Origin of the sequence: Paraburkholderia sp. NMBU_R16, from assembly GCF_013282575.1 — a bacterium.
In the GTDB taxonomy this organism is placed as follows: Bacteria; Pseudomonadota; Gammaproteobacteria; order Burkholderiales; family Burkholderiaceae; genus Trinickia.
Genome location: NZ_JAAAYE010000012.1, coordinates 19,002 through 45,749, shown reverse-complemented (window position 1 = coordinate 45,749; position 26,748 = coordinate 19,002). Strand labels below are relative to the sequence as shown.

Genomic DNA, 26,748 nt, shown 5'->3' with positions numbered 1-26,748 from the left:
AAATGAATACGAAACTGAAACACTCGGCAGCCCACCTGCCGCGGCGCTGCAAGATGAGCAGCGCGATCCTGGCAGCACTGCTGGGTGCAGGCCTTGGCATTGCAGCTGCGCAAGCCGCGGCGGCACAGCCGAATTCGAACAGACAGCAGGCAGTGCCTGGTGCGCCGATGCAGATGACCATCAGCATGGCGCCGGTGCCGGCCGCCGGTGCCGCCGGCACTGCGGCAGCTGCCGCGCAACCCCTGCGTGGCCCGAACTGCAAGGGCGATATCGCCAAACAGACGAATGTCTCGGTGGCGGTCGGCAAATCCACGCTCGTTCCCCTCGCCGAGCCCGCCCGCAACCGCTCTCTCGGCAACCCGGGCGTCGTCATGGCAACGCTCGTCTCGCCGCGCACGCTCTATCTCGTCGGCATGTCCGTCGGCACGACGAACATGATCGTGCAAGGCGCGAGCGGCGCCTGCCAGATGATCGACGTGTCAGTCGGCGTGGATGCGGCGGGCCTGCAGCAATCGCTCGCGCAGTTGCTGCCGGGCGAGCGCGGCATTCGCGTGTCGACGGCAGCTGGCAACCTCGTTCTTGCGGGCAATGTCTCGAGCGCCACGGCCGCGCAGCAGGCGACGGAAATCGCGCGCGCCTATGCCAACGCGCAGCCGTCCGAGCAAACCCAGTCCACCTCGAACGCAGTGGGCAACGGTATGTCGGGCGGGAACTCCCAGGTTTCCAGCTCCGGCAACTCGTCCGGCATCATCAATATGATGACGCTCGATTCGCCGCAGCAGGTCATGCTCGAGGTGAAGGTCGCGGAAGTATCGAAGACCGTCATGGATCAGCTCGGCTCGGCGTTGAACCTCCAAGGCGGTTTCGGGTCGTGGACGGGGGCGTTGGTGACGAGCCTGCTTCAAGGCGTGAACACCATCGTGGCGGCCAGTAAATCCAACAGATTGCCGTTCAAGATTGCCGCGGACGCGCAAAAGAGCGACCAGCTCACGAAGATTCTTGCCGAACCGAATCTCGTGACCATCAGCGGTCAGGAAGCTTCGTTCCTCGCCGGTGGCAAGGTCTTCATCCCGGTGCCCCAAACCAATGTCGGAAACGTGACCACCGTCACGCTGCAGGAAGAAGAGTTTGGCGTCGGGCTCAAATTCACGCCAACAGTGCTCGGCAACGGCCGCATCAATCTGAAGGTCGCGCCCGAGGTCTCGGAGCTCTCTCCCACTGGTGTCGCGGTCAGCGCCACGGGTGTCAGCACATCGGCGATTCTGCCGCTCATCACGACCCGGCGTGCGTCGACGACGGTCCAGATGAACGACGGTGAATCGTTCGCGATCGGCGGCCTCATCAGCAACAACGTCACAGGCGCGCTGAAAGCCTTTCCGGGCCTCGGCGAAGTGCCCGTCATCGGCGCGCTGATGCGCAGCACTGATTTCCAGCAAGACCGGACCGAGCTCGTATTCATCATCACCCCTCACCTCGTGAAACCGCTGCCGGCCGGCCAATATCCGTTGCCGACCGATAGCTTCACTCAACCGAAGGATATCGACGTCTACGCCACCGGCAACATGGAAGGCCGCGGCGCGAAGGCCATGCAGCCGGCGACGGCGGCACCGTCCGCCGCGAATACGCCCGCGCAGCCGAGCCTGCCCGCAGCCCCGCCCGCTTCGCAGACTAGCGAGCCGGCCACCGCGCCCGCGCCGCGCAAGCTGGCGCCGCAGGCCGCCCCGGTCGAGACGACTTCAGTGCTGCACGATGCGCCCGCGCCTGTCTCGACGACGCCTGTTGCCGCAACGGAGATCGCCACGGCGCAGATAGCCGCGGATCCGGCGCGCACGCCGGCAGAGGGCGCGCAGGCGGCACGCGTAGCTCGAATCGAGGCCGCGGCGGCGCGCATCGCGGCTCGTGACAAGCAGGCGGTCGCGATGTCGGGCACGTCGAAAAGCCCAGTGCGGCACTGATGCGATATCAACGTACGAAAGTACGAAGGGGAAAATCTCATGAAACGCGATTACGTTACTTCGTTGCGCCGTGTGCTTGCCATCGCGCCGGTCTTCGCGGCGCTCGGCGGGTGCATGACGAGCACGCCAATCTGGGATGCGCATTTCGGCGAAGCGGCCCGCTCCGTCGTCCAGGCGCAGATCATCGATCCGCAAGCGGCTGAGCACCACCCGTCGACACAGGGTGTAGACGGCAGCGCCGCAGTCTCCGCGATGCGTCGCTACGACAAATCGTTCAGCCCCGCGCAGCAGCAGTCGGGGAACCCGTTCGTCATCGGCATAGGCGCCGGCGGCGGAAGCAATCAATGAGACAGCACCTGCGCGGGAGACGATCATGAATTGCAATGGTCAAACGGGGATGCGCGGCGCGCCGAGACGAAAAGAGCGCGGTGCTGTCGCAATCATGGTCGCTCTCGCGCTCGTCGCGCTCATCGGGTTCGTCGGGCTCGCGCTCGATCTCGGCAAGCTCTACGTCGTCAAAAGCGAGCTGCAAAACAGTGCGGATTCGTGTGCGCTCGCGGGTGCCCGTGACCTGACCGGCGCAACGATCGACCTGTCCGTGCCGGAAGCGGCCGGCATCTCGGCCGGCCACTATAACTACGCGTTCTTCCAAAAAAATCCCGTTCAGTTGTCGGTCGAGAGCAACGTGACGTTCAGCGATTCGCTGAGCAACCCGTTCTTGCCGAAAAGCTCCGTTTCGAATCCGAGCAAGGTGAAGTTCATCAAGTGCACGACCGCGCTCACGAATATATCGAACTGGTTCATCGAGGTGCTCGATATGCTGCCTGGCGTGTCGATCGCCAATGCAGACGTATCGGCGTTCGCAGTCGCGACGATCAGCCCAGCCCAGACGACCTGCGCGATTCCAGTGTTCGTTTGCAAGGCAGGCACGCAAGTGAACCCGCCCATCGCCGGACAAAGCTACTCGGTTGGACAATGGATCGCATCCAAGACGGGCTCGCCCCCCAGCTATGGCGCGGGCAACTTCGGATGGGCAGCACTCGACGGAAGCAACAACGCGGTCTCGATCAGAAACGAGTTGACCTCGAACTACTGCAGCATGCCTGCCACCGGATCGTCCGTCGGCTCGCCCGGCAACAAGCTGACCGACGACGGTGCATGGAACAGCCGCTTCGGCCTCTACCAGAACCCCTACAAGCAGGCGAGTGCAACGCCTGACTTCACGGGCTTCGCCTACACGTACCCCAAGACTTGGCCAACCCCGTCCAACGCATATCCGGACTTCGTCAAGCAGCGCGCAAAGTTCTCCGCCTATCAAGGCGATGCCATCACGGGGCTCAAAACAGCGGGTTCGTCGTCGACAACCGCCTATACGGCGGGCGCCGATCGACGGCTGGCCCTCGCACCCGAGGTGGACTGCACGCAATTGCTGAGCGGCCACAAGGCATCGATTCTCTGGTGGGACTGCGTCCTGATGCTCGATCCGATGGAAAGCGGCGGCGGCGCAGGGCCCGTTCACCTCGAATACGAGGGTAAATCGACAGACGCGAGCGTGCCATGCGCGACCCATGGCGTCCCCGGCAACAGTAATTCCGTCGGGCCTCTCGTTCCCGTGCTCGTGCAATGAGCGAGGCCGCCATGAAAGCACGCCAGTTCAAACAGAGATCCCACAAGCGCACCAGCGGCGCGGCCATGGTCGAGTTCGCCATCGTCCTGATTCCGCTCATCGTATTGGCGATGGGCGTGGCGGAGTTCGGCCACGCCATCTGGCAATACGATGCGCTGACCAAGGGGACCCGCGACGCGGCGCGTTATCTGTCGACCTATCTGCCGACCGATCCCACCTACCCGATCTCGGAAGCGAAGTGCCTCGTCGTCTATGGCAGTACGACATGTGGAGGGGCGCCGCTCGTCAGCGGCCTGACGACCGCGATGGTGACCATTTGCGATGCGAGCAGCTCGGCGGGATGCACCGATTCGACCGACCCGCCAGCGTTTTCAAACGTGCCGACCTACGACACGAACAACGGTGCTGCGGGCGGCACGCAATCGGGCAGCATCAGCCTGGTCGAGGTGAAGATCTCGGGCTTCCCGTACACCCCGATCGAGCCGTACTTCAAGCTCGGGACCTTCAATTTCGACAACATATTCACCGTCATGAGGCAGGTGTCATGAACGCGCGCGCTCATCCCCGTGCTGCATCGCGCCGCCGGCAGCGCGGTGCGGCAATCGTCGAATTCGCCATCGTCGCCGCGGTGTTCTGCACACTGCTCATCGGCATCTTCGAGTTCGCCCGCGTCCTCTATTACTGGAATACGGCCAGCGAGGCGGTGCGCCTCGGGGCGAGGACCGCAGTCGTCTGCGACGCCGATGCGACCGTCGTCAAGCAGCGCATCACTAAGCTGCTGCCACTGCTTTCCGCCGCGAACGTCGATCTCGCGTATACCCCGTCAGGCTGCGACTCCGACTCGGACACCGCGCGCAACAGTTGCACTTTCGTCACGGTCAGCGTCACCAATGTCAGCGTGCAAACCATGATTCCATTCATTCCGCTCACGCTCACCATGCCACCGCTCACCACCACGTTGCCACGCGAGAGCCTCGCCACCTCGACGGGCGGCACGGTTTGCCAATAACCCCTGACAGCTTTACATACGATCATGATCGACATACTCAGCATTTCGAAAGACGCCTCGCGCCTCACGGAGATCGTGAGATTGATCGGCACATGTGGCAGCTATCGAACCACGCGGACCGTCGGCAGCCCTTCTCAGCTTGCACAGCGCGGCGACGGCCTCGATGCGTTCGACGTTCTCATCGTCGACGCGATCTCCCTCGACGACGCGGAGCTTACCGTCATCGCGGAGCTCAACCAACGATACGACCGGCTCACGTGCGTGCTGCTGACGCCCGACGCATCGCCGCAGACGCTGATCGCCGCCATGCGCGCGGGCTTCCGCGATGTGCTCGGCTGGCCGCTCGATCAGCACTCGCTCGGCGAAGCGCTGCTTCGCGCCGAGAGCAAGCGTTCGCTCAGCGGTGGCCGCGAGACGCGCATCGTGTCGTTCATCGCGTCCAAGGGTGGCAACGGCACAACGCTGATCGCGGGCAATGTGGCTCACGCGATCTCCGCGAGCCGGCAAAAACGCGTTCTATTGATAGACCTCGATCAGCTTTACGGCGACGCGGCATTTCTCGTGACGAACGAGACACCACCGTCGACGTTGCCGCAGATGTGCGGGCAGATCGAGCGGATGGACTCAGCGTTTCTCGACGCAAGCCTGTTACGCGTAAGCGAGACGTTTCATGTGCTGGCCGGTGCGGGCGATCCCGTGAAAGCGGGTGAGCTGCACCATGAACAACTGGAATGGCTTCTCGGCATCGCCGTCCCCCGCTACGACTTCGTCATATTCGATCTTGGACAGTTGGTGAACCCCCTGTCGATGCTCGCGCTCGATAAAAGCGACGAAATCCACATGGTGCTCCAACCGGGAATGCCGCACGTGCGCGCCGGCCGACGCCTGCGCGAAATCCTGGCCTCGCTCGGCTATGGGTCCGACAGCCTACGGCTGCTGCTGAACCGCCACACGCGCGATGCCGAGCGCGCGCGCGCAACGCTCGAAGAGGTACTCGACATGTCGCCCTATCAGGTGCTGCCCGAGGACGCCGACGTCGTTCGGGCAGCGCTAGAAGAAGGCGTACCCGTTTCAAGCGTCAAGCGTTCGAGCGGCATCGCGCGCGCCCTGCAGCAACTGGCGGACAACATCGTCGATCGCGTACCCGCGGCCGCGCGCGGGCGCGTTCGCACCGAAGCGCGTTCCCTGCGTTTTTTCGGGCGTAGCGTGGCGCCGAAGCTCAAGACAATGTAAGCAAGGATGGGGAGAAGATCATGTCGTTACGTGAGCAGATATCCGGGCAATTCGTGAAATCGTTCGGCGAACGCAACGGTGCGCCGGGCAACGGCATGGCCCGTTCCGCCTACCAGACGCTCAAACGGGACGTGCACCATGCGGTGCTCGATCGCGTCGAACTGGAGCGGCTCGCACGCATGCCGACCGAACAGGTGCGCGACGAAATCGGCGCACTGATCGCTCGGATACTGGACGAGGAACGGGTGCCGGCCAACGACCAGGAACGCAAGCAGCTCATCGTCGACGTCTACGACGAAATGTTCGGCTTCGGCCCGCTGGAAGCGCTGCTGCGCGATCCGACCATCTCCGACATTCTCGTCAATACGTCCAGGCAGACTTACATCGAGCGTAAAGGCAAGCTCGAGCTGACCGATGTGACTTTCTACGACGACGCTCATCTGATGAAGGTGATCGAAAAGATCGTCTCTCGTGTCGGCCGCCGCATCGACGAATCGAGCCCGATGGTCGATGCCCGGCTGCCGGATGGCTCGCGCGTCAATGCGATCATTCCCCCTTCGGCTATCGACGGCCCTCTGGTCTCGATCCGCCGTTTTTCGGTCAATCCCCTGAAAATCTCGGACTTGATCGACCTGCAGACCCTCACGCCGCCCATGGCGGAGCTGCTCGACGCACTCGCCCGCGCAAAGGTCAATATCCTCGTCTCGGGCGGCACCGGCAGCGGCAAAACCACGCTGCTCAACATTCTGTCCGGATTCATCCCCGAAGACGAGCGCATCGTCACGATCGAAGACGCCGCCGAATTGCAGCTGCGGCAACCGCACGTGCTGCGGCTCGAAACGCGGCCGCCGAACATCGAGGGACGCGGCGAAATCACGCAGCGCACACTGGTGCGCAATGCACTGCGCATGCGTCCGGATCGCATCATCCTCGGCGAGGTGCGCGGCGCGGAAGCGCTCGACATGCTCGCCGCAATGAACACCGGTCACGAGGGTTCTCTCGCGACCATCCACGCGAATACGCCTCGCGACGCACTGACCCGGCTCGAAAATATGATCAGCATGGCCGGCATGGGATTGCCGCCCAAAACGATGCGCCAGCAGGTCGCCTCCGCGATTTCCGTCGTCATTCAGGCCACGCGGCTCACCGATGGCCGTCGCAAGATCGTCAGCATTCAGGAACTGACGGGGATGGAGGGTGAGATCATCAACATGCAGGAGATCTTCACGTTCAAGCGCTCCGGGGTCGACAAGAACGGCTCGGTGCGCGGGCACTTCTGCGCGACGGGTGTGCGGCCCAAGTTCGCCGAGCGGCTGCAAGCGTTCGGCGTCCACTTGCCCGACGAGCTCTACGATCCGGCCCGCCGCTACGAGACGACCTGACCCGTGCCCAAGGAGGCCGAGATGGACCCGATTTTCTACGCGTTTATCGTCTTGCTGTTCGTAGCCGTCGTGCTTGCGCTCGAAGGCGGCTACCTTTGGTGGAATAGCCGTCATGGCCCTGCTGCGCGCCGCATTGAATCCCGCATCCGCACGCTCTCGGCCGGCGGACAAGTGCAAAAGGAACGCCTGACGATCCTGAAGGACCGGATGCTGCGCGAATCGAACACGCTCGAAAAGCTTCTGGTGCAGTTGCCTCGCATGCAGACGCTCGATTTATTCATCCATCAATCGGGCATGAGTTGGTCCTGTTCCCGGCTCATCGCAACCAGTGCGGCCTTGCCTGTCATCGTGTTGTTCGTCGGCTTGCTTCTCCCGGTGCCCGTTCTCTTCGTTCCGCTGGTTGCGCTCACAACGGGTGCATTGCCCTACCTCCATGTCCGCCGTCGCCGAGCCAAGCGGCTCGCGCAGATCGAAAAGCAATTGCCTGAGGCTGCCGATGCCATCAGCCGCGCGCTGCGCGCCGGCCATTCGTTTCCGAGCGCGCTCGACATGGTGGCCACGGAGTTCACCGAACCCGCAGCCGGGGAATTCCGCATCGTGTTCGATGAAATCAACTACGGGGTTCCGCTCAACGATGCTTTGCTGAACCTCGCCAAGCGCGTTCCGATACGGGATTTACGCTACTTCGTGATCGCCGTGCTGATCCAGCGCGAAACGGGCGGCAACCTCGCCGAAGTGCTCGACGGCATCGCGTTTCTTATCCGCGAGCGGTTCAAGCTCTTCGACAAGGTCCGCGTGCTGTCTGCCGAAGGCAAGTTATCGGCATGGGTGCTCGGCTTGCTGCCCTTTATCACGGCCGGCGCCATGTCGGTCCTCAACCGTTCGTTTCTCGAAGTCCTGTGGACCGACCCCGCAGGCTTCAAAGTGATCGGCGTGATGGCCTTTTTGATGGTGGCTGGCATCTATTCGATGCGCCGCATCATTCGCATCCGCGTATGACATCCGCGCCAGTGAGGCGCGGTCGATGACAGCAAGGAGGATCCATCGTGCAATCGCCCAACTCCATGAACATACTGCTTTTTATCGGCCTCTTTGCATTCGTGTCTGCGGGCGTTTTAAGCGCCATGCTGATCATGTCGCCTCGTGACATGAAAAAGCGCATCGAGCAGGCTGGAGGCATCTCCCCGTCTGGGCTGTCGGCTGCCGAAGAGACGACCACCGGCGCCTGGCTGCAGAAGATCGCCGATATCTCTCAGCCGATCGCCAAGCTCTCTACCCCCAAGGAAGGATGGGAAAACTCTGCCCTGCGCGTCCTCCTGATGAATGCGGGCTGGCGCTCGCCGAATGCCGCGGCCCTCTATTTCGCGGCGAAAACAGCCCTTGCCCTACTGCTTCCCCTGGCGGCGTTGCCGTGGCTCACCCGCACGTCGCTCGCGAGTACGCCGATGGAAATGGCGGGGGTGCTCGTCGTGCTCGGCGCCTGCGGCAACTATTTGCCCAATACCATCCTCAGGCGGCGCGTGAAGTCGCGCAAGCGCACGATCTTCGAGGACTTTCCCGATGCGCTCGATCTGCTGACGGTCTGCATCGAAGCGGGTCTCAGTCTCGATGCGGGGCTCATGAAGGTCTGCGAGGAAATCAAGATACGCAGTGTCGTCGTCGCGAGCGAGCTCGAGCTAATGCTGATTGAAATGCGCTCCGGATTCACACGCGAAAAAGCGTTGCGCAATCTGGCGCTGCGCACCGGTGTCGATGACATCGATTCATTCGCGACCATGCTGATTCAGGCCGAACGCTTCGGTACGAGCATCGCGGATTCGCTGCGCGTGCTCTCGGATACGCTGCGCACGCGCAGGCGCATGCGCGCCGAGGAGCAGGCCGCCAAAATCGCACTGAAGCTCCTGATCCCGCTCGCGTTCTGCATCTTCCCGGCGTTGCTGACCGTATTGCTGGGACCCGCGTTCATTCACGTCTATCGGGTCCTCCTGCCGACCATGACAGGCTCAGGCGGTTGAATACATTGAGCGAAGGGCAGATCACGAGACCCCAAACGCTAACGCCGAGCCACCAACCCAACCACATCGAAACGACTTGGCCCTTCGCGGCACGACATGGTAAACAAACATTCAACCCATGCGTGCATCGAAGGAGCCAGCCGTGATTCGTAAAACGCTCAATGCTTCCCGCTTGCGGGATGAGGTGTCCCGTCGGATCCACCGCATCCACGAAATCGTAGAGGACGGCGTCAAGATAAGCGTGCCCCGGCCGCACAAACAAGAGCCCGATGCTTCAGGCTGTAATTGGACGATGAAGCATTTCGGCAATGCGGTGGGTTACGAACGGTTCGTCGCCGAGGTGCTGAAAGCAGTCCGCTCCGAATACAACCTATTCGACGACAGCGAGGCGAAAGACGTCCGCGATCCTTTCGGCGGTTAGCCCCGCGCCGGCCGGCGATCTAACGGCCACCTGCCCGACCGGACTCCGCTTGCAGGTTGCGCGTTCTCGAAGCATCGCCTTCGCCGGGGATGATTCCGGCCGCGTCGCGCGCGTCGCGCACCTGGCGCGGCTGTTCGCCAATATCGGGAGCCGGTGTCCGCATGAACGCCTGCAAAAGCAGCTTCGCCGCGGCGCGGATCTGCCCGAGGCGATGCCGATACGAAAGCGCACGCCATAAGCGGGCCGGATCGAATTCGGCATAGCGCGCCTCGCGTTCGATGAGCGCCTTACTGCCGGGCAGGTGCAGGAACTCGCACCGGCTGAACCAATAGAGATTACGGTGTGTATTGCCCGGCCAATGGCGACCCACGGCCTGATAGGCTCCGACTTCCACGACCGATTGCCCCTGTTCCACGAGCAGGCAAAGCGCCGCCGAAATGAACGCTTCGTCGCCATGATGATTGAGGTGGCCGATTTCGTCGATATAACGGCGGAAACAAGGCCGCGCCTGATCGACGAGGCGCTCGAGAAATGTCGCGGTACACAGTAAAAACTCGCCGCCGTACCAGCGCGGATTGACCAGGGACCGCCCCGCCGCAATCTCCAGATCGGCAATGACGCGCGGACTGCCATACGCCGGAAACACCTGATCCGAAATATCGAAGACACCCGCGCCGAGCGTCGCCGCCCGGTCCACGATCCCGCGTGCAAGCGGGCGTAACGCCACCATATCGGTATCGAGCAATAAAAACAGCGTGTCGCGCGGCATGCGCTTCGCCACTTGCGCCATCAAATCGAGTTTGAAATGCGCCGCATAAAACGGCGTGGTCTTGGGCAGAGCCGTATGGGTCGTCTCCAGCTCATGCACGACAGGCCGAGCGTCTTCGGGCGTCGCCGCAAGCACGGCGTGAACCGTATCGACAGCATTCGTATAGATATTGAGCCGGGGCATGCCGGCGCGCAGCAGCGACCTGTTCAGGCATACGGCCTGCCGCACATACGAAGTGGGATCCTTGCCCCGCCAGTTCGGGCTCGCAGCTGCCCCGCTGTCGAGATAGACGAGCGAGCACGGCATGATCTGCCGGGATGCTGTGCGCTGCAAATCTGCGATGCGCCAAGGATCAGAGATGTGTCGTCTCGTCATTTGCGGTATCCGCCGCCCTGAAACACGACCGCCGACGCAATCCCCGTGCCCGCCAGGGCGGTACATATGCATCGAGCGGCGCGGCCCCCGTACCGGATTCGCCGACCCGGGTCCGATGGCAATGCAGGCTCTCTTTGGTTGGTTTCACGATTATCTTCACTATTACCCTGCCGTTTTCGCCATGTTGGCGTCACCGTGCGCCCAACGATGTGAGCCATCGAACGCTTTACCCGCGTTTCATCGTTCGAATCGCGGGCTGGGGGCGATTTGCGCCACAATGGCGAGACCGGCCCAACGCCTTTTGTCCCTTTTCCGCCATGCCGCTTTCCACGTTTACACCGTTTACGCCCGGTACGCTTTGGCCTTCGATCGTGCGCCGAACGAAACATGCCATCGAGTCGGGTGCGTTGCATTCGATCGATACCGTCGCGACGACCGTCGAGGCTTGCGGCGTGCGCTTCGTGATACGGCAAGTGTCGAGCCTCGCGCATAAGGCGGGCGAACGCGATGCGCCTTCGGCCGATCCGTTCCTCCCTTACGATCCGGATCTATTTGTGGCCGATGTATCGGCAACGCATGTCGCGCTGCTAAATAAATTCAATATCGTCGAGCACCACCTCGTGATCCCCACGCGTGCCTTCGAGGAGCAGGAGAACCTGCTCGGCTTGGCCGATTTCGAAGCGTGGTGTGCCTGCCTCGCCGAATTCGACGGCCTCGGCTTCTATAACGGCGGGGATGCAGCCGGAGCGAGTCAGCGGCACAAACACATGCAGATCTTGCCGTTGCCGCTCGGCCTGGACGGCACGGGCGTACCGATCGAAACGCTTTTTGCCGATGCGCAGCAGGGCGAGCAGGCCAGTACGCTGCCGCACTTGCCTTTCGAGCATGCATTCACCTGGCTTACGCCCTCGGCGCCCGAGCATGCCGCATGGGTGGCGTTCGAGCGCTATGAGGCACTACTTGACGCGCTCGAACTCGGCGTCGAGCGCCACGACGCTTCGGCTTGCCCGCCGCAGCGCGCGCCCTATAGCCTGCTGTTCACTCCGCGCTGGATGCTGCTCGTGCCGCGGACGACCGAATGCGTCGAAGGCATTTCGATCAATGCGCTGGGCTTCGCCGGTTCGCTCGTCGTACGTGATGCCGCACAACTGGATACGATCCGGCAGCTCGGCCCGTTGGAAGTGCTGCGCCGCGTCGCGCGTGCACCTCGGTCCGGTGTATCGTCGGCATGAGCGTACGCGCCGATTCTCCGGACTGCTTGACGATGTCGAAAACCTGTCTTTTCCGCGGCGCGGCTCGCATGGCGATCGCGTCGCTGTGTATTGCGCTCGCGGCATGTGCGTCCCTATCGCCGAGTTCGCGCGAGGCGGTCTATCGCGATCCCATCGCGCTGTTCCCGCTCGCGGCTTACGACCAAAATGTCGACCGCTGGATCGACCCCTCGAGCCCCAACTACGATCAGCCGTTTCTGAACTCGCGCGAGCAACGGGCCCATCTCGACGCGCTCTACGCGCGCTACTTCGGCACGCAAGCCAACGCTCCTTCGCCGTGGAACGGCGCGTTCATCGCGGCGCGGCTCTACGGTCAGGGGGGAACGGATATCGCCGATCTCCAACGCAGGCACATCGCGCTTTACGACAACACGGGCAAGAGCGAACGGCGCATCGGCTATGGACAGAACTATCGGCCGCATACCGCCGCGTGGATCGATTCCATCGAAACGAACATGGATATCGCACAGTTCACGCAAGCCCCGAGCTACCGGGACGCGGCGCGCGCGATCGCAACCGACAATCTATTCGTGCGCGAACTCCCGACGACCGACCCGTCGTACTACTCGCACCAGATCGCCGGCGAGGGTTATCCGTTCGATAACCTGCAGGTGACGGCCGTCAGGCCCGGCACGCCGCTCTATGTGATCGGCCGCAGCGCGGATCGCGCCTGGGCTTACGTCCAGACACCCGATGTGCAGGGATGGGTGCAGGCGCCGGGTGTCGCGAGCGTCGACGAAGCCTTCGTCACGCGATGGCGTGCGGCCGCGCGCGCGGCATGGGGCGCGGTCATCGCCGCGTCGGTCCCGGTCAGCGACGACACCGGCGCGTTCCGCTTTTACGCCCCCGCAGGCACCCTGCTGCCGTTGGCGACGCCGAGTTTGCCGGCTGCTGGCGTGGCCCAAACGGGCGCTTATCCGGTATGGGTCCCCGTGCGCGACATCGACGGTCATGCCGTCCTCCATCGCGCCACACTGCGCACTTCCGAGATCGCGCCGATGCCGTTCGCCGCAACGCCGAGACATTTGGCGCTGCTCATGAAAGCACTGATCGGGCGCCCGTACGGTTGGGGCAACGTCGGCCTTTATAACGATTGCTCGTCGGAACTGCAGAGCATCTTTGCCGCGTTCGGCGTATGGTTGCCGCGCCATTCATCGACCCAGATGGGCGCGGGCCGCATGACCGATCTATCCGACGCGACGCCCGCCGAGCGCATTGCATTCCTCGTCCAGCATGGCGCGCCGATGCGCACGCTCGTCTATATCGGAGGCCACGTCATGCTCTACCTGGGCAATACGGTTCGAGACGGCCAGACCGTTCCGCTCGTCTATCAGGACATCTGGGGCCTGCGGCCGGCCGATAACAGCCGGCGCGCCGTTATCGGCGGCTCGGTGATTTTTCCGCTTTTATTGAGCATTCCGGAAGATCCGCTTCTGCAATCGCTTGCGGCCACCCCGGTGTTCAAAATCAGCATCCTCGGCGAGCCGAGGAGCGCAACAACCGCCCCCGAGGAGGACAACGCGGCGGGTTGACGGGCGCGCTCCTGCCTCTATTGCGGCAACGTCTCGCCACGCGTCTCCGGTGCGAACGGAATGATGAAAAGGCCGACGACGAACGCAATCGCCGTCAGCGCAACGGGCACGCCCAGCGTGTGCGTCTGCACGACGGCGGCGCCGAGCAGAAAATTCACCCCGGCGCCGACGAAACGGCCGAACGAAGTACAAAAGGCGAACGCCGTTGCCCGGACGCGCGTTTCGAACTGCTCGGGCAACCACAGACTGAACAGCGCGAAGTTTCCGCCAAAAAAGCCCAGCGCAAAAAGCCATGCAATGAACGGCGCAAGGCCGTTCGGTAAATAGAAGGCCCAGCCGAAGCTTCCGACGATCGAAACAGCCATGCCGCTAAAGTAGAAGGCGAGCGTCTTTTTACGGCCGATGCGCTCGGCGAGCGGCGGCAACGCGAGGCAGCCCAGAATCGTGCCGATCGACAGGAGACCCGTTGCGAGCGATGCCGTCTTGATCGCATCGGCCTTGCCCATCCCGGCCTTGACGGCGAGCTGGATGACGGCCGACGGCTCATAAACGGCACCGGCCCAGAGCCCGACGATGGCAATGGTCAGCAATGCGCAGGCCACCCAGGTTCGGCGCCGATAGCCGGCGCCGAGAATTTCACGCAGCGGGTGCGAGTGCACGACGCGCGCTTCGACCTTCTGCCACTTCTCCGGCTCTTTCACGCGCAGCAGGATCAGAATGGCGACGACGACCGGGACAGCGCCCGTCAAAAACATCGCGCGCCAGCCGAAATGCACGCCAATGGTGTAATTGAGTGCGGCCGCGAGGAAAAAGCCCGCATAGTATCCGGTCTGCAGGTAGCCCGCGCCCATCTTGCGGCGATCCTCGGGCCATGCTTCGGCGACGTACGTGCCCGCAAGCGCCCATTCGCCGCCGATGCCGACCCCCGCCAGGAATCGATAGAAGCCGAGTTGCCATACATCGTGTGCGGTGGCGGAAAGACCCGTGAAAATAGCGAACGTGAAGATCGTCCCGGCGAGCACCTTGGTGCGCCCGAAGCGGTCGGCGAGCGGCCCCCAGATGAAGGACAACCCCCAGCCCACGAGAAACAGAGCAAAGAGAATCGAGCCCGCGAGCCCGATGTTGGCCGGCGTTGCCGCGTAGCCGGAACGCGGCAGCAATTCCGTCAGCGCGGGCGTCAGCACCAACGCATAGATGAACGAGTCCATCCCGTCCAGCGTCCATCCGGCCCACGCGCCCCAGAAGCCCGCAATCTGCGAACGGTTGAGCGGCGTGCGACGTCGCGCGGCGCGCGCGCTATCGGTTATCGAATTCATCAAACTCCTCCTAAGGTACCGTTCGACGGTTCAGCCCCGCGGAACTCCCCCTGCATACCGCAAGGGTTTGTCCCATTCCTATATCGAATATTTTGTATATAATATCGAGCATGATGAACGAAGCAATGGATCGTTTACCCTCGGGCACCGGCGACGCGCTGCCGCGGGGCACCCTGTCGATCGCACCGCGCACGAGTGCCGCGAAAATGGTGGCCGACGCGTTACGCGCGGCCATCGTCGACGGCACGCTTGCACCCGGTGCGCCGCTCCGGCAAGACGCGCTCGCGCGTCACTTCTCTGTCAGCGCGATTCCGGTTCGCGAGGCGCTGCGCCAGCTCGAAACCGAGGGCTGGGCGAAGGTCGAAATGAACAAGGGCGCGACAGTGGCTCCGTTGAGCGCCGACGAAGCACGCGAGATCTACGAGATCAGGGCCTCGCTGGAAAGCCTCGCCATCGCCTGCGCGATTCCGGCGCACACCGACGCTACACTGCACGACGCTCAAGCGCTTTGCGAAGCGGCGCGCCTGGAGCCCGATCCGGCGCTCTACGTCGCGCGCAACGAAGCGTTTCATATGAGCCTCTACGCGCCGTCGCGGCGCCCGCAGCTCATCGAACTCATCACCACGCTGCATCGCCGCGGCGAGCGCTACCTGCGCGTCAAGTTCGGCCTGCCCGATCACAAAAGCGTGTCCGACCGCGAGCATGCGGCGTTGATGCGGGCGGTGCGCAAGCGCGACGTCCCCACGGCGCAGAAATTGCTGAGCGCGCATTTGCTCGGTACCGGAGAATTGCTCTACCGCCTCCTGAGCGAAAGCGGGAACGAGAGCATGAACGCATCTGGCGTCGCTACAACGAATGCCAACGCGGCACGCAAGCGCCGCGCGGCGGCGCCAAATTTGCTGAAAGACTGATCGCCGTGCGCTCCCTCACCGAGCGACCCATTTCGAGCCAACCCGAGCCGACTTGCCGATGAATTCCGTTGCCGACACGACCGCCAAACGCTCATGGACCACCTTGCGGGACGAAAAGGCGCGGCGCATGGCCGTCGTTTCGCCGTGGCTCGCCGACGGGGTGTTACCTCGCGAGCGCATCGTCGACGCACTCGAAGCGCTGATTCGCCCCGGCGACCGCGTGGCCCTCGAAGGGGACAACCAGAAGCAGGCGGACTTTCTCTCGCGCTCGTTCGCGCAAGTGGATCCGGCGACGGTCAGCGGGGTGCACCTGCTGATTTCGAGCATCAGCCGCCCCGAGCATCTGACGCTGTTCGAGCGCGGTATCGCGCACAAGGTCGACTTCTCGTTCGCAGGGCCGCAGAGCCTGCGCGTTGCGCAACTGCTCGAAGACGGTCAACTCGAAATCGGCGCCATCAATACCTATGTCGAACTCTATGCGCGCATGTTCGTCGATCTGACGCCGCACGTAGCGCTGCTGTGCGCCGAAAAGGCCGACCGTCACGGCAACCTCTATACGGGACCGAACACCGAGGACACGCCGACGATTGCCGAAGCGGCCGCATTCCGGCACGGCATCGTGATCGTTCAGGTCAACGAAATAGTCGACGTCTTGCCGCGCGTCGACATTCCCGGCTCGTGGGTCGATGTCGTAGTCGTTGCGGACCGGCCGTTTGCCGTCGAACCGCTTTTCACACGCGATCCCCGGCATATCGGCGATTTGCAGGTGCTCACCGCGATGATGACGATACGCGGCATCTACGAAGCCTACGGCGTCACGTCGCTGAATCACGGCATCGGGTTCGACACGGCTGCGATCGAATTGATCTTGCCGACCTATGGCGCCGAGTTGGGCCTGAAGGGCAAGATCTGCCGTAACTGGACGCTGAACCCGCATCCCACGTTGATCCCGGCGATCGAATCCGGCTGGGTCGAGAGCGTTCATTGCTTCGGCAGCGAAGTCGGCATGGAAGCCTATATCGCCGCGCGGCCCGACGTATTCTTCACCGGCAGCGACGGCAGCCTGCGCTCGAACCGCGTGCTGTGCCAACTGGCGGGGCAGTACGGCGTCGATCTCTTTATCGGCTCGACGCTGCAGATCGACGCCGATGCCAATTCGTCGACGGTCACGCGCGGGCGGCTGGCGGGATTCGGCGGCGCGCCGAACATGGGCCACGATCCGCGCGGGCGCCGTCATGCGACTCAACCGTGGCTGAAGCTTCTGACGGCGCAGGCGCCGGCCGCGGGCGCCGAACGCGCGGAGATCGCGCGTGGCCACAAGCTCGTCGTCCAGCTGGCCGAGACGTACAAAAAAGGCGGAGAGCCGACTTTCGTCGACGAACTCGACGCCGTGGCCGTGGGTGCAAAAAGCGGCATGGCGATCGCGCCCGTCATGATTTATGGCGACGACGTCAGCCACGTGGTCACGGAAGAAGGCATCGCCTATCTGCACAAGGCCCAAGGTATCGAGGAGCGGCGCGCCGCGCTCGCGGCCGTGGCCGGCGTGACGCCGATCGGCCTGCGCGCAAAGCCGGAGCGCACGGCCGAGTTGCGGCGGCGCGGCATCGTCGCCTATCCGGAAGACCTCGGTATCCGTCGCGCACAGGCGAAACGCTCTCTGCTCGCGGCACGCAGCATCGACGATCTCGTGGCATGGTCGGGCGGTCTGTACGCGCCCCCTGCCCGTTTCAGGAGCTGGTAACCCGTGCCCCCCGCCCCGATGCGCGTCCCGGCGAACACCGCCCGAGAGCTTCGCGACAGCGCGGCCAATCCGGCGTCCCTGCTCGCCGCGTTTGCGCTCGAGTCGCTGATCGAGGAAGCGCAGTTGACGCCGAAACCCGCGCTCGTGGACCGGCGCGGCAGCGGCGCTCACCGCGATCTCGATCTCGCGCGCATGTTGCGCTCGGCGCACGCGCTCGAACCCACGTTCGCCGCATTGGCTCGCGCGACCCGCGGGCAGCGGCCGTCCGCCGCGCTGCGCAGCGAGCTCGCTGCACTCGGCCGCGCGGGCGAGAGAGCGATGATGGAGGCCACCGACGGCAGCAATGCGCATCGCGGTGCAATCTGGATCATCGGGCTGCTCGTTGCGGGCGCAACGATCGCGCACGACACCGAACGCGCCTGGCAGCCTCGCAGCATCTGCGCATACGGTGCGCGAATCGCCTGCTTCCCCGATTACGCGGCGCCGTTGCTGCCGGCTGACAGCAACGGTGCGCGCGTTCGCCAGCGGTATGGCGTGGGCGGCGCGCGCCGCGAGGCGCAAGACGGCTTTCCACACGTCATCGAGCATGGACTGCCTGCGCTCGAGGCGGCGCGGCGGCGCGGTCACGGCGAAAACGCCGCGCGCATCGACGCCCTGCTCGCCATCATGGTCTCGCTCGACGACACCTGTTTGCTGCATCGCGCAGGCCGGCCAGCCCTCGAGACCGCCCAACGCGGCGCACGCGAAGTGCTCGCCTGCGGCGGCAGTGCGAGCCTCGCGGGCCGAGCGGCGCTTTACCGGCTCGATCGCCGCCTCGTCGCGATGAACGCATCGCCGGGCGGTGCGGCCGATCTTCTCGCAGCCACCCTCTTCATCGACAAGCTGGTGCGGTACGGCACCGGCAGGAGCCCAGACGAATGGAGTATTTAACGTTCGAGTATCCCGCGCAACATGCCGTGACATCGCGCGCACATGTTGGCGTGGTCGGTTCGGGCGATCTCGAAGTGCTGTTGTCGCCGAACGACGCAATGCGCACGCAAGTCGCCGTTCAAACGAGCGTCGACGGTTACGGCCATATATGGAAAAGCGTGCTCGATCGCTTCTTCTCGCGCTTCGACGGCGCCGTGCGCATCGAAATCAACGATTTCGGCGCGACGCCGGGTGTCGTTTCGCTGCGCCTCGCCGAAGCGGTAGAGGCCGTGCAAGCGGCGCGTGACGCTGGCGACGCGGCTGACCCGGGAGCCTCGCGATGACCGATCAGGCAATCACGGCCGCGCCCTTCGTCGCGCGCGAGAGCTTCATCGAACTGGGTGCGCGCGAACGCGCTCGTGCCTTGCTCGACGCGGGCACATTCCGCGAACTCCTGGGACCGTTCGATCGGCTTACTTCCCCTTGGCTGCCGTTGCAAGGCATCGTCTGCCAAGCCGATGACGGTGTCGTCATCGCGCGCGGCACCATCGACGGCGTACCGGCCGTCGTGGCGGCGATCGAATCGGCGTTTCAAGGCGGCAGCATCGGCGAGGTGGCGGGCAGCAAAATCGCCGGGGCTCTCGAGCTGGCGCTGCGCGATTGCGAAAACGGGCGGCCGGTGCGCCCCGTCATCGTCTTCGAAACCGGCGGCGTACGTCTGCAGGAAGCCAACCTCGGCCTGGCCGTCATCGCGGAGATACAGTCCGCCATCGTCTCGTTGCGCCGCCACGTCCCTGTCGTCGGCGTGATCGCCGGTATGGTGGGGTGCTTCGGCGGCATGTCGCTCGCCGCCGCGCTCTGCACGCGGCTCGTCATGACGCGGCAGGGGCGCCTCGGCATGAATGGCCCGGAGGTCATCGAACAGGAAGCGGGCATCGACGAACTCGACGCCAGCGATCGTCTGCGCATCTGGCAGTTGATCGGCGGCGCCCAACGGGTCGCTTCGGGTTTCGCGGATATGCTCGTCGAGGACGACGCCAGCGCGATCGCAACGGCGGTGCATGTCGCCTTTTCGCAAGGCGTGGCGCGTCCGCACCGCAGCGAGGCGGTCCAGCGCTATCTGGACAGCCTCGCGCGCATCGATCCGGCGACGGTCGCACCCGAGGCAATGCGCGCGTTGTTCCGCCCGTGCGGCCGGCAAGACGCATGCGATGACCCCGCTTGCGAGCCGAGCGCCGCGCCACAAGCGAATCGTGAGGAGTCCCAATGAACGAAGCCCCCATGACCCGCGGCGAGCGCTGGATGCGGGCACTCGCGGGCGAGCCGGCGACACCGGCCCCCGTCTGGTGCGCCGATGCACCGCTTGGCGGCACGCGCACGCGCTTCATCGCCGTCGTGCCTGACGAACACAACCGCTTCGTGCGCGCGCGCGACAACGTGGTCGGACTGGAGCAGGGATGGCTGCTCGCTAGTGCGGTGCGGCAGGCCATCGACGAAGATGCCGCGGGCGCACGGCCTCGCCCGATCGTCGCCATCGTCGACGTCAAGAGCCAGGCCTATGGCTATCGCGAGGAAATGCTCGGCATTCATCTCGCCTGCGCAGCAGCCGTCGATGCCTATGCGAGCGCGCGTGTAGCAGGGCATCGTGTCGTCGCGCTGATCGTGGGCCCGGCGATGTCGGGCGCATTCCTCGCGCACGGGTATCAGGCGAACCGGATCCTGGCGCTCGATGCGCCCGGCACGATGGTCCACGCAATGGGCAAGGATGCGGCGGCGCGCGTCACGCGCCGCTCGGTCGAAGCGCTCGACGCGCTCGGCGAGACCGTCACGCCGATGTCGTACTCGTTGTCCGCTTTCGCCAAACTCGGCCTGCTCGATCGTCTCATCACGGATGTCGATGCCGATGCGCCCACCCCCGCGCAGATCGACCGCGTGCGCGACGCGCTGGTCGAAGCCATCGCCGACATAGGCAGTAGCGAACGCGACCTGTCCCGACGGCTCGACAACGAAGCGGCCCGATCGACGCGCGCGGCCTCCATCGAGGTACGACGTCGGCTCGCAGCGCAATGGGACGCGGCGTGAACGCGGGAGTGGCATTCACGATGGTCCGCCCTCACGACCTGCTGAAACTGAATCGCTCATCGCTGGCGAGCGACGCGCCGGCTTGGGCGCACACGGCGCTGAGCCGCATACCTTTTGCCGTGGTGCGCCGGGCGGTCGGCGCGGACGATGCGATTCCCATCGGCATCCGCGGCGACGTGCGCACGCAACGCTATGCGGCTTACGCGAATCGTCAGGACATCGAAGCAATCGTCGGGCCGGAGCAGTTATTGGCCGCGTCTCCTTCGGCCGACCGCCGCAGCCTCGGCGCGTTTGTCGCCCTCGCCAGGCTGTGCGCGGTGCGCCGCCTCGCGCGTTACGAATGGGGGCCGACCGGCAGCGCGGGTTTCGAGCTCGCGACGCGTCGACCCACCGTCAGCGCATCGAGCGACCTCGATTTACTCGTGCGCGCACCGGACGAAATGGCGCCGGGCGAGGCGGCCGCCCTCATGGCGGACATTCGAGCCGAAGGCGCCATGGCCGGCGCACGCATCGACGTTCAACTCGAAACGCCGGCGGGCGCGATCGCGCTTTCGGAGTGGGCCGCGGCCAAACCGCGCACGATGCTCAGGACTCCAAACGGCCCGTGCCTGGTCGACAATCCCTGGTCGGCACAGCCGCTCGACCTCTCGCCCGTTGGGGGCGCATGATGCTCGCCTGTCTTTTTCCGGGCCAGGGAGCGCAAAGCCCGGGCTTCCTCCACCGGCTGCCTGAACATCGGGTCATCCGGGAGACCGTCGACCAGGCATCGGCGGCGCTTTCGATCGATGTCCTCTCGCTCGATACGTCCGATGCGCTGCGCTCGAGCGTAGCCGTGCAGATCGGCCTCGTCGTGGCCGGTGTGGCATCGGCGCGCCGTCTCGCCGATGAGGGCTTCGACATCGCAATGTGCGCCGGTTTGTCCGTCGGCGCGTACGCAGCCGCGGTGACCTGCGGCGCGCTCGGGTTCGAAGACGCGCTCGCGCTCGTGAAGCGGCGCGCCGAACTGATGGAAGCCGCCTACCCGAGCGGCTACGGCCTTGCCGCCATCGATGGGCTCACCGAGCACGAAGTCGAGGCACTGGCCGATCGGATGGCACAGGAGCATGCAGTGCGCGTCTACGTCGGCAACGTCAACGCGCCCCGGCAGATCGTCGTCGCGGGCTCCGATGACGCGCTCGAAGCATTCAATGCGCGTGCGATCGAAGCGGGCGCGCATCGTGCCAGACGACTCGCGGTCAGCGTCCCGTCGCATTGCGAGCTGCTTGCGGCTCAATCGGACGAGCTGTTGTCGCATGCGGCCCCGATTCCATTTCATGCGCCGCGCGCACTCTACATCGGCAATCGCCGGGCACGGCCGCTGCGCGCCCCGGACGCGATCCGCGAAGATCTGGCGACCAACATGCGCTATACCGTGCGTTGGTTCGACGCACTGACATCGATTGTCGAACTGGGGGCAACGGTGCTCGTCGAAGCGCCTCCCGGCCAGGTGCTGACATCGATCGCACAAATCGCCTATCCGGAGGTCCCCGCGCTTTCGGCGTGCGCGATGCCCGACGCGCGGCTCATTCCGGTGTTGCGTAAACGCCTCGCCCAAGAAACCAGATAGACGCATCGGCGATGCACATTCTCGATTGTGCGAGAATGCCCGGCCCTACGCGCTTCGATCGAACGGACCGCTTGACGCAAGAGCGTATATATCCATATCGTAGGGTCAATCCGATCGAATCTCAGCGAAGTCCGAGAATGCACCCCAATGGTGGAGACAGATGGCGGTAAAACGATGCGCACGCGAATCAGACGAGTAAGAAGCGTCTTCTCGCGCTGGGGCGGGCCGAGCGGGGTCGTACTCGGCGCAATCGTCATCGCGATGATCATGGTTGCACTGTCGGTGGTCTCGCTCTATCAGGGGCGGCTCAGCGCATTCGAGCGCGCCGAAGACATTTCCAAAAGCCTCGCATTGATTGCCGAGCGGGACATTACGCGCAATTTCGAAATCTACGCGCTCTCGCTGCAGGCCGTCGTCGACGGTGTAAGCAATCCGGTGACGATGGGCTTGCCGCCGAAGGTGCGCCAGGACGTGCTTTTCGACCGCGCGACGACGGCCCAATATCTGGGTTCAGTGCTGGTGCTCGACGAGAAAGGTAAGATCGTCCTCGATGCGGCCGGTCCCGTGCCCCGGCACGGCAACTTTTACCACCGCGAGTATTTCCAGATCCATCGGAATCGCCCGGACGTCGGGCTTTACATCAGCGACCCGTTCGAGTCTCAGTTGCGAGGCGGCTCGCCGAGCATTGCGCTGAGCCGCAGGATCTCGCGCCCCGATGGCTCGTTCGCCGGCATCGCGCTCATGGCGATCAATCTCGAGTACTTTCACGACTTGTTCGCCGGGCTGGCTCTGGGGCCGCACGGCTCGATGTCGCTGATCGGCGAAGACGGCGTGATGGTGATGCGCCAACCGTTCGATCCGAAGATCATCGGCCGCAATATCCGGTCCGCCAGCACGTTTCGCCGCTTCATGTCGGCGCCCGAGGGCACTTTTACGGACACCGCTTCGATCGACGGCGTGCGCCGGCTCTACTACTTCAAGCACCTGAAAGGGTTGCCGCTCATCATCATGACGGCACAAGGCGAAGACGATGTCTACGCCAGTTGGCAGCACCGGGCATTGCCGGTCCTCGGACTGATGGTAGTGCTCGCGCTGGCGTTCGTCGCAATCGCCATCATGTTGAGCATGCAACTGCGGCGGCGTTTGCTTGCCGAATCCGAATTGAAACTGCTTGCGCGCGTGGACGGGCTTACCGGGTTGAACAACCGCCTCATGCTCGGCGAAATCCTCGAGCGCGAATGGCGTGAAGCGCGGCGCGAACGGCGTGCCCTTTCGCTGCTCTTCGTCGATATCGATCACTTCAAGGCCTACAACGATACCTACGGGCATCAGGCCGGCGACAACGCGCTGCTCGAGGTCGCGCGCTGCATCAGCGCGAACATCCGTTTGCCGAGCGACAGCGCGGCACGCTACGGCGGCGAGGAATTCCTGATCGTGCTGCCCGACACGCCGGCGAACGAGGCTGCCGAAATCGCCGAACGGATTCGCAATGCAATTGCGAACCTCGACATCGCCCATGCGAGTAGCGAGTTCGGCCGCGTGACGGCGAGCATCGGTTTTGCGACGTGGGATCCGGATCGGGATGTCGACGAGCAAACCGATGCGGCCAAAGTGATCAAGGCGGCCGACGAGGCGCTCTATCACGCGAAGGCCGCAGGCCGCAACAAAGTGCTGCCGGGCGAGGCCGCCACGGCGAACTGAAAGGCGCGCAGCCGCGGCGTTTTTGATTTCCGGAAGCGGACGACGCCGCTTCCCGAACCGCTGCACGCTGGCGTGCTATGCGATCTCGAACTCGATTTTCCCGAACCCTTCGATCGTGCCGTGCACGCGCGCGGGCTCTTTCGCCATATAAAGCGGCGTGTACGAGCCGGTTGTCAGCACGGTACGCGCGGGAATCGAATGACCGTTGCGCAAGGTCTGCGCGACGAGCCATGCAACGAGGCGGCGCGGATCGCCGGCGGGATGCTTCGCGCGTCCGCTGAAAATCTCGTGCTCCCCGCAGCAAAACGAGACCTGCGGCGAAGCGAAATCGAAGTGCTTGTCGTAGGGCCGCGAGTCCCCGATCACCAGGGCGCCGTTGTTCTGCAAATCCGCCAACTGCAGCAGCGGATCGATCTTGGGCCACCCTTTATAGCGGCTATCGACCACCTCGACGACCACCGACATCGTATCGATCGCGTCCAGCGTGTCTTCGGCCCGCTCGGCGAACGTCCTGTCGATATCCTCGGCAAAGCTGAACGCGATCTCGAGCTCGAGCCCGAGCCGCGTGTAGTCGGCCAGGCGCACGCCCTTCGCCGCGCCGAAAACGCGGCGCGCGGGCAATGGCGCATAGGACGGCTCGGCGGTGGGCGAGGCCGCTCCGATCTTGTAACCGGCGCATCCGCCCAACTCGGCGAGCACCGATTGTTGGACGACGTAGGCTTCGTCGGCATCCGCGGGCGTCAACGCACCGATCGATGCCGCATCGATCAACCGATGCGTGCGATGTGCTTCGATCAGTTGAGCGGCGAGCGTTTGTGTCGGGGTCATGATTCGCGTCTCCTCAATTCGAATGGCCTGCGGTGGCACCGGGCCAGCGTCTCGTCAGCGCGTTCGCAAACAACGGGCCCACCCCGCCCCGACTCCGTCGGAGGATCAGAACTTATGACGAAGGCCGACACGTCCGACCACCTGCCGGGAGCTGCCCGACAAGTCGGCCGCGCCCGGCACGTAGGCATTATCGAGGCTCGAGCCGGTCGCGTCGCCTCCGACTTTTTGGAACGCGCCCTGGATATAGACATCGGTCCGTCTGGAAAGGTTGTAATCGGCCATCAAACCGAACGAATGAATCCTCGGTCTGGCGCTGCCGAGCGCGGTGTTGTACGTCTCCAGCGTATAAACATATTGCGCGCCGACATAGAGCGTGGGCGTGAGCTGATACTTGCCGTTGATCTCGAAGTTCTGGAACCGGATCGAGGTCACGGCCGCACCGGCCAGCGGCCCGGTGACCGGCGCGAGCGTCTCGCCCGTCGTCATCTGATTGAGATAGCCATTGGCAGTCGGATCGCGTACGTCCGCATTCGTGTAGACGAAGCCCGCGGTCGCCGGGCCAAATGTATAGTTGACGCCCGCGCCGAAAATACGCAGCCGGCTTGCTACAAAATTGGAATCGCCGCCATTGCCGATCGCCCCCGTTGCATTGGCGGAAGGATTGTTCGCCTGCAAGTAAGCGGCGGCAAAGAGCAATCCGGCATTCGCATATTGCCCGCCAATGCTGTATTGGCGATTATTGGCGAAGTTCGTACTATTGCTGAAGCTATAAGTACCGCCGAATTGCGCGCCCGCGAAATCGGGGCTCAAATACTTGACGGTATTGTTGACGCGGAACGTGTTGTCGGTGTTGTCGTTATCGAAAGGATGCGAGAACAGCAGACCGCCCCAACTGCCGTTGGCCGTCGTCGGCGCGAGGAAGTCCACGACCGAATCGTATTGGCGGCCTACCGTCAGCGTGCCGTAGGAATCGCTGGCCAGCCCCACATAAGCCTGCCGGCCGAACATCAGGCCGCCCTGGCCCAGACGTCCATTGCTCAGATTGAAACCGTTTTCGAGCTGAAACACCGCTTTGAGACCGCTACCGAGCGATTCGGTGCCCTTGAGCCCCCATCGGCTGCCCTGCACCAAGCCGCTTTGCAACTCGTAGTCGTGATGACCGAGTACGTTGTTCGTAAAGTCGAAGCCTTCGTCGATCAGACCGTAAAGCGTCACACTGTTCTGCGCGAACGCAGGCCCGGCGAATGCCGTCAGCACCGCCAGCGCCACGATATGCTTTTTCATGAAGCCTCCCAACCGTCCGCTTGGGTCATTTTTGTTGCGTTTTTGTTGCGTTTTTGTTGCGTTTTTGTTGCGTTTTTGTTGCGTTTTTGTTGTTTGGCCGGCCTGACGCCGTCAGTCAGTCAGTCATGGGAACGATGGTGGCATGACTGATCCGTTGCGTCTATCGGGAGACGAACGTCGCGCTCGGAGTCGTTGCCCAATCGCCACTCGCCCATCAAACGACCGTTTGACACGGCGCTGCGCGGGCGGTAAACGCCGGCCTCAATCCCGATCGCAAAAAATGGCGGTGATGAACGGCGCGACGTGGTGCACGATCGCATTGCTGTGCGCCGCATCGACCGCGGCCTTGACCTTTGGCGTCGAGCCCCACACCACGGCGCCGTACGCGGAACGCGAAAGACGGGTGCCGCTGCCCTTGCGAAAGATCGGATCGCCCTCCTCGTAGCCGACTATCGCGAACACCGGGTAGCCGAACGCGTGCAAGTCCACCCCTTTGACGAGGTCGAAAGCGTTGATGGAATTCGATTCCACGCGCGTCGGCTCGCTATCGATCTGTCCGGCGTCGATCAGGCTGTGGATAAACGTATGCGCCGATACATTGCAATGGAGCGCGTCGTCGAGCTGCGCGCATGCGCCCGCCCGGGGCAGCGCTACGGCAAAAGCGGCGGCGGTGGCAGTAACGAGATACTTGTTCATGCAAGTGGATGGAGTCGATCGAACCGTCCGGCGAAACGCGCGACGAGGCGGATTGCGCAGATGGACAACGAGCGATCCGCCGTTC

The 26,748-nt window shown here is 63.8% G+C and carries 26 protein-coding genes; 21 read left to right on the top strand and 5 right to left on the bottom strand.

Going from position 1 to position 26,748, the window contains the following annotated elements; all coding sequences use genetic code 11:
* Window positions 1-2: 2 nt before the first annotated feature.
* From GWC77_RS08275 to GWC77_RS08230, 10 genes are all read left to right on the top strand, one after another.
* Window positions 3-1,955, top strand: a complete 1,953-nt coding sequence (locus tag GWC77_RS08275; RefSeq protein WP_173256418.1) for a type II and III secretion system protein family protein — start codon at window positions 3-5, stop codon at window positions 1,953-1,955.
* Window positions 1,956-1,994: 39 nt separating this feature from the next.
* Entirely contained in the window at window positions 1,995-2,303 is a 309-nt protein-coding gene (locus GWC77_RS08270; protein WP_173256417.1) for a hypothetical protein, read from the top strand.
* A gap of 25 nt (window positions 2,304-2,328) precedes the next feature.
* Window positions 2,329-3,582: a pilus assembly protein TadG-related protein gene (locus GWC77_RS08265; protein WP_173256416.1), complete on the top strand. Its 1,254-nt coding sequence runs from the start codon at window positions 2,329-2,331 to the stop codon at window positions 3,580-3,582.
* Window positions 3,583-3,593: 11 nt separating this feature from the next.
* Window positions 3,594-4,130 (top strand): TadE/TadG family type IV pilus assembly protein, encoded by a 537-nt coding sequence (locus GWC77_RS08260; protein WP_173256415.1) that lies wholly within the window; start codon window positions 3,594-3,596, stop codon window positions 4,128-4,130.
* Window positions 4,127-4,591, top strand: coding sequence for a TadE/TadG family type IV pilus assembly protein (locus GWC77_RS08255; RefSeq protein WP_173256414.1), 465 nt, complete (start codon window positions 4,127-4,129; stop codon window positions 4,589-4,591). The genes GWC77_RS08260 and GWC77_RS08255 overlap by 4 nt, the downstream gene beginning before the upstream one ends.
* 24 nt (window positions 4,592-4,615) lie before the next feature.
* Window positions 4,616-5,824: an AAA family ATPase gene (locus GWC77_RS08250; protein WP_173256413.1), complete on the top strand. Its 1,209-nt coding sequence runs from the start codon at window positions 4,616-4,618 to the stop codon at window positions 5,822-5,824.
* A gap of 20 nt (window positions 5,825-5,844) precedes the next feature.
* Window positions 5,845-7,206 carry a CpaF family protein gene (locus GWC77_RS08245; RefSeq protein WP_173256412.1) on the top strand — a complete coding sequence of 454 codons (1,362 nt, stop codon included), beginning with the start codon at window positions 5,845-5,847 and terminating at the stop codon, window positions 7,204-7,206.
* Window positions 7,207-7,227: 21 nt separating this feature from the next.
* On the top strand, window positions 7,228-8,205 hold the full coding sequence (locus tag GWC77_RS08240) for a type II secretion system F family protein (RefSeq protein WP_173256411.1): 978 nt from the start codon (window positions 7,228-7,230) through the stop codon (window positions 8,203-8,205).
* Between the two features lie 47 nt (window positions 8,206-8,252).
* Window positions 8,253-9,221: a type II secretion system F family protein gene (locus GWC77_RS08235; RefSeq protein ID WP_173256410.1), complete on the top strand. Its 969-nt coding sequence runs from the start codon at window positions 8,253-8,255 to the stop codon at window positions 9,219-9,221.
* Window positions 9,222-9,363: 142 nt separating this feature from the next.
* On the top strand, window positions 9,364-9,642 hold the full coding sequence (locus tag GWC77_RS08230) for a hypothetical protein (RefSeq protein ID WP_173256409.1): 279 nt from the start codon (window positions 9,364-9,366) through the stop codon (window positions 9,640-9,642).
* A 19-nt stretch (window positions 9,643-9,661) separates the two neighbouring features.
* Here the strand turns inward: GWC77_RS08230 and GWC77_RS08225 are convergent, their stop codons facing one another.
* Complete coding sequence (locus tag GWC77_RS08225; RefSeq protein WP_173256408.1) at window positions 9,662-10,786, bottom strand: hypothetical protein; 1,125 nt, start codon at window positions 10,784-10,786, stop codon at window positions 9,662-9,664.
* A gap of 317 nt (window positions 10,787-11,103) precedes the next feature.
* Between GWC77_RS08225 and GWC77_RS08220 the strand changes: the two genes are divergently transcribed.
* Both GWC77_RS08220 and GWC77_RS08215 read left to right on the top strand, forming a co-directional pair.
* Entirely contained in the window at window positions 11,104-12,018 is a 915-nt protein-coding gene (locus tag GWC77_RS08220; RefSeq protein ID WP_173256407.1) for a phosphorylase, read from the top strand.
* A 32-nt stretch (window positions 12,019-12,050) separates the two neighbouring features.
* Window positions 12,051-13,589, top strand: coding sequence for an SH3 domain-containing C40 family peptidase (locus GWC77_RS08215; protein ID WP_173256406.1), 1,539 nt, complete (start codon window positions 12,051-12,053; stop codon window positions 13,587-13,589).
* Between the two features lie 17 nt (window positions 13,590-13,606).
* Here GWC77_RS08215 and GWC77_RS08210 read toward each other — a convergent pair whose 3' ends face one another.
* Window positions 13,607-14,905, bottom strand: coding sequence for an MFS transporter (locus tag GWC77_RS08210; protein WP_173256405.1), 1,299 nt, complete (start codon window positions 14,903-14,905; stop codon window positions 13,607-13,609).
* Between the two features lie 125 nt (window positions 14,906-15,030).
* Between GWC77_RS08210 and GWC77_RS08205 the strand changes: the two genes are divergently transcribed.
* From GWC77_RS08205 to GWC77_RS08165, 9 genes are all read left to right on the top strand, one after another.
* Window positions 15,031-15,816, top strand: a complete 786-nt coding sequence (locus tag GWC77_RS08205; RefSeq protein WP_254366875.1) for a GntR family transcriptional regulator — start codon at window positions 15,031-15,033, stop codon at window positions 15,814-15,816.
* A gap of 58 nt (window positions 15,817-15,874) precedes the next feature.
* A complete protein-coding gene (mdcA, locus tag GWC77_RS08200) occupies window positions 15,875-17,557 on the top strand; it encodes a malonate decarboxylase subunit alpha (protein WP_173256404.1) in 1,683 nt (560 codons plus the stop codon).
* A gap of 3 nt (window positions 17,558-17,560) precedes the next feature.
* Window positions 17,561-18,487: a triphosphoribosyl-dephospho-CoA synthase gene (locus GWC77_RS08195; protein WP_367949020.1), complete on the top strand. Its 927-nt coding sequence runs from the start codon at window positions 17,561-17,563 to the stop codon at window positions 18,485-18,487.
* Window positions 18,475-18,810, top strand: a complete 336-nt coding sequence (locus GWC77_RS08190; protein WP_173256403.1) for a malonate decarboxylase subunit delta — start codon at window positions 18,475-18,477, stop codon at window positions 18,808-18,810. Before GWC77_RS08195 ends, GWC77_RS08190 begins: the two co-directional genes overlap by 13 nt.
* Complete coding sequence (locus GWC77_RS08185) at window positions 18,807-19,736, top strand: biotin-independent malonate decarboxylase subunit beta (RefSeq protein WP_173256402.1); 930 nt, start codon at window positions 18,807-18,809, stop codon at window positions 19,734-19,736. The genes GWC77_RS08190 and GWC77_RS08185 overlap by 4 nt, the downstream gene beginning before the upstream one ends.
* The gene (gene mdcE, locus GWC77_RS08180; RefSeq protein ID WP_173256401.1) at window positions 19,733-20,548 is read left to right on the top strand and encodes a biotin-independent malonate decarboxylase subunit gamma; all 816 of its coding nucleotides are present in this window, start codon (window positions 19,733-19,735) and stop codon (window positions 20,546-20,548) included. The genes GWC77_RS08185 and mdcE overlap by 4 nt, the downstream gene beginning before the upstream one ends.
* Window positions 20,545-21,216: a malonate decarboxylase holo-ACP synthase gene (locus GWC77_RS08175; RefSeq protein WP_367949019.1), complete on the top strand. Its 672-nt coding sequence runs from the start codon at window positions 20,545-20,547 to the stop codon at window positions 21,214-21,216. Before mdcE ends, GWC77_RS08175 begins: the two co-directional genes overlap by 4 nt.
* On the top strand, window positions 21,216-22,154 hold the full coding sequence (gene mdcH, locus GWC77_RS08170; protein WP_173256484.1) for a malonate decarboxylase subunit epsilon: 939 nt from the start codon (window positions 21,216-21,218) through the stop codon (window positions 22,152-22,154). The genes GWC77_RS08175 and mdcH overlap by 1 nt, the downstream gene beginning before the upstream one ends.
* A 174-nt stretch (window positions 22,155-22,328) precedes the next feature.
* The gene (locus GWC77_RS08165; protein WP_173256400.1) at window positions 22,329-23,855 is read left to right on the top strand and encodes a sensor domain-containing diguanylate cyclase; all 1,527 of its coding nucleotides are present in this window, start codon (window positions 22,329-22,331) and stop codon (window positions 23,853-23,855) included.
* Between the two features lie 75 nt (window positions 23,856-23,930).
* Here the strand turns inward: GWC77_RS08165 and GWC77_RS08160 are convergent, their stop codons facing one another.
* The 3 genes from GWC77_RS08160 to GWC77_RS08150 all read right to left on the bottom strand — a co-directional run bounded on the left by GWC77_RS08160 (window position 23,931) and on the right by GWC77_RS08150 (window position 26,663).
* Window positions 23,931-24,683 carry a 2-keto-4-pentenoate hydratase gene (locus tag GWC77_RS08160; RefSeq protein ID WP_173256399.1) on the bottom strand — a complete coding sequence of 251 codons (753 nt, stop codon included), beginning with the start codon at window positions 24,681-24,683 and terminating at the stop codon, window positions 23,931-23,933.
* Window positions 24,684-24,788: 105 nt separating this feature from the next.
* Window positions 24,789-25,967, bottom strand: coding sequence for a porin (locus GWC77_RS08155; protein ID WP_173256398.1), 1,179 nt, complete (start codon window positions 25,965-25,967; stop codon window positions 24,789-24,791).
* Between the two features lie 261 nt (window positions 25,968-26,228).
* A complete protein-coding gene (locus GWC77_RS08150; RefSeq protein WP_173256397.1) occupies window positions 26,229-26,663 on the bottom strand; it encodes a hypothetical protein in 435 nt (144 codons plus the stop codon).
* Between the last annotated feature and the right edge of the window lie 85 nt (window positions 26,664-26,748).

Excerpts from the sequence above, each read along its gene's own strand:
- GWC77_RS08190 (WP_173256403.1), top strand. The coding sequence starts at position 18,475 with ATGGAGTATTTAACGTTCGAGTATCCCGCGCAACATGCCGTGACATCG.
- mdcE (WP_173256401.1), top strand. The coding sequence starts at position 19,733 with ATGAACGAAGCCCCCATGACCCGCGGCGAGCGCTGGATGCGGGCACTC.
- GWC77_RS08155 (WP_173256398.1), bottom strand. The coding sequence starts at position 25,967 with ATGAAAAAGCATATCGTGGCGCTGGCGGTGCTGACGGCATTCGCCGGG.
- GWC77_RS08255 (WP_173256414.1), top strand. The coding sequence starts at position 4,127 with ATGAACGCGCGCGCTCATCCCCGTGCTGCATCGCGCCGCCGGCAGCGC.
- GWC77_RS08160 (WP_173256399.1), bottom strand. The coding sequence starts at position 24,683 with ATGACCCCGACACAAACGCTCGCCGCTCAACTGATCGAAGCACATCGC.
- GWC77_RS08210 (WP_173256405.1), bottom strand. The coding sequence starts at position 14,905 with ATGAATTCGATAACCGATAGCGCGCGCGCCGCGCGACGTCGCACGCCG.
- GWC77_RS08275 (WP_173256418.1), top strand. The coding sequence starts at position 3 with ATGAATACGAAACTGAAACACTCGGCAGCCCACCTGCCGCGGCGCTGC.
- GWC77_RS08220 (WP_173256407.1), top strand. The coding sequence starts at position 11,104 with ATGCCGCTTTCCACGTTTACACCGTTTACGCCCGGTACGCTTTGGCCT.
- GWC77_RS08205 (WP_254366875.1), top strand. The coding sequence starts at position 15,031 with ATGGATCGTTTACCCTCGGGCACCGGCGACGCGCTGCCGCGGGGCACC.
- GWC77_RS08245 (WP_173256412.1), top strand. The coding sequence starts at position 5,845 with ATGTCGTTACGTGAGCAGATATCCGGGCAATTCGTGAAATCGTTCGGC.
- GWC77_RS08250 (WP_173256413.1), top strand. The coding sequence starts at position 4,616 with ATGATCGACATACTCAGCATTTCGAAAGACGCCTCGCGCCTCACGGAG.
- GWC77_RS08240 (WP_173256411.1), top strand. The coding sequence starts at position 7,228 with ATGGACCCGATTTTCTACGCGTTTATCGTCTTGCTGTTCGTAGCCGTC.
- mdcH (WP_173256484.1), top strand. The coding sequence starts at position 21,216 with ATGCTCGCCTGTCTTTTTCCGGGCCAGGGAGCGCAAAGCCCGGGCTTC.
- GWC77_RS08165 (WP_173256400.1), top strand. The coding sequence starts at position 22,329 with ATGCGCACGCGAATCAGACGAGTAAGAAGCGTCTTCTCGCGCTGGGGC.
- GWC77_RS08260 (WP_173256415.1), top strand. The coding sequence starts at position 3,594 with ATGAAAGCACGCCAGTTCAAACAGAGATCCCACAAGCGCACCAGCGGC.
- GWC77_RS08225 (WP_173256408.1), bottom strand. The coding sequence starts at position 10,786 with ATGACGAGACGACACATCTCTGATCCTTGGCGCATCGCAGATTTGCAG.
- GWC77_RS08270 (WP_173256417.1), top strand. The coding sequence starts at position 1,995 with ATGAAACGCGATTACGTTACTTCGTTGCGCCGTGTGCTTGCCATCGCG.
- mdcA (WP_173256404.1), top strand. The coding sequence starts at position 15,875 with ATGAATTCCGTTGCCGACACGACCGCCAAACGCTCATGGACCACCTTG.
- GWC77_RS08150 (WP_173256397.1), bottom strand. The coding sequence starts at position 26,663 with ATGAACAAGTATCTCGTTACTGCCACCGCCGCCGCTTTTGCCGTAGCG.
- GWC77_RS08185 (WP_173256402.1), top strand. The coding sequence starts at position 18,807 with ATGACCGATCAGGCAATCACGGCCGCGCCCTTCGTCGCGCGCGAGAGC.
- GWC77_RS08265 (WP_173256416.1), top strand. The coding sequence starts at position 2,329 with ATGAATTGCAATGGTCAAACGGGGATGCGCGGCGCGCCGAGACGAAAA.
- GWC77_RS08215 (WP_173256406.1), top strand. The coding sequence starts at position 12,051 with ATGTCGAAAACCTGTCTTTTCCGCGGCGCGGCTCGCATGGCGATCGCG.